General features: G+C 42.4%; 2 protein-coding genes. Both read right to left on the reverse strand.

What is annotated here, in order from left to right; translation table 11 throughout:
* Positions 1-89: photosystem II protein T (locus IEZ19_RS54420; RefSeq protein WP_189317941.1), on the reverse strand; the 89-nt coding region annotated here is incomplete at its 3' end.
* A gap of 181 nt (positions 90-270) precedes the next feature.
* Positions 271-1,723 (reverse strand): photosystem II chlorophyll-binding protein CP47 (gene psbB / locus IEZ19_RS54425; protein ID WP_189317940.1); only part of this gene is annotated, 1,453 nt, incomplete at its 5' end.

Consider the following 1,723-nt stretch of genomic DNA (forward strand, 5'->3'; position numbering starts at 1 on the left):
AGAATTTTAGGCGGTTCTCGAAAAAAGATAGCGAAAAAAATTATCCCTAGAGTAGATACTAAGAGGAATGTATAAACCAATGCTTCCATAAATTCGATCGTGGTTTACAATTATAGCTTCCGTACCTGTTTATTTGGAATCATCTCCCGAATAAAATAAAGAAAGAACAAGAATCAAAGAAAAGGCAGCGATTTAAATCAAGATTTTTCCAGCAGCCTATGGCAAATCACAAATAGAAGTAGAAGCGAAAAATAACAAAGCAATCTTGCATCAGACTACTTGTCTTCTTGTAGTTGGATCTCCAAGTTTTTGGAATGCTCCAAATTCCACTTGAGCATCCAAATCTGGATCAATACCGGCAAAAACATCTCTGAACAGGGTTCTAGCACCATGCCAAATGTGTCCGAAGAAGAAAAGCAAGGCAAACGAAGCATGCCCAAAAGTAAACCAACCCCTCGGACTGCTACGAAAAACACCATCGGATTTCAAAGTAGCACGATCTAATTCAAAAATTTCACCCAATTGAGCACGTCTAGCATATTTTTTCACAGTAGCAGGATCACTATAACTCACTCCATTGAGTTCGCCGCCATAGAACTCAACAGTTACACCTACTTGTTCGACACTATACTTTGATTCTGCCCTTCTAAAAGGGACATCCGCTCTAACAATTCCGTCTCCGTCTACCAAAACAACCGGAAATGTTTCAAAAAAAGTAGGCATACGACGTACAAAAAGTTCACGCCCGTCTTTATCTCTAAAGATAGGGTGCCCTAACCACCCAACGGCTATTCCATCCCCGTTGTCCATTGAACCCGCTCTGAATAATCCTCCTTTTGCCGGATTATTGCCAATGTAATCATAAAAAGCTAATTTTTCAGGAATTTTAGACCAAGCTTCTGATAAACTTTGATTTTCGGCTAACCCAGCACTAACCCTTCGATATATTTCTTGCTGGAAGTATCCTTGATCCCATTGATAACGAGTAGGACCAAATAATTCGATGGGGGTAGTTGCTGAACCATACCACATAGTTCCGGCAACAACAAAAGCTGCAAAAAAGACAGCAGCTATACTACTGGAAAGGACGGTTTCAATATTTCCCATACGTAATCCTTTGTATAAACGTTGGGGCGGGCGGACACTAAGATGGAATAAGCCCGCTAATATGCCCAATGTCCCTGCTGCAATATGATGAGAGGCTATTCCTCCCGGAACAAAAGGATCAAAACCTTCCACGCCCCACGCCGGATTTACAGGTTGGACCTTGCCAGTTAGTCCATAAGGGTCCGACACCCATATTCCAGGACCATACAATCCTGTTACATGAAATGCGCCAAAGCCAAAGCAAGCCACTCCTGAGAGAAATAAATGAATTCCAAAAATCTTGGGCAAATCCAAAGAAGGTTTTCCTGTGCGCTCATCACAAAAAATTTCTAGATCCCAATATACCCAATGCCAGATAGCTGCCAAGAAGCACAAGCCAGAAAACACAATATGTGCTCCGGCCACACCTTCGTAACTCCAAATACCCGGATTTGTTATAGTCCCCCCTGTAATACTCCAACCGCCCCATGAATTGGTTATTCCTAAACGAGTCATGAAGGGTATAACGAACATACCTTGTCTCCACATTGGATCAAGAACGGGATCGGAGGGATCAAAAACGGCTAATTCATATAGAGCCATTGAACCGGCCCAACCAGCAACCAGAGCCGTATGC

The organism is Streptomyces brasiliensis, from assembly GCF_014647875.1.
Taxonomy (GTDB): Bacteria; Actinomycetota; Actinomycetes; order Streptomycetales; family Streptomycetaceae; genus Streptomyces; species Streptomyces brasiliensis.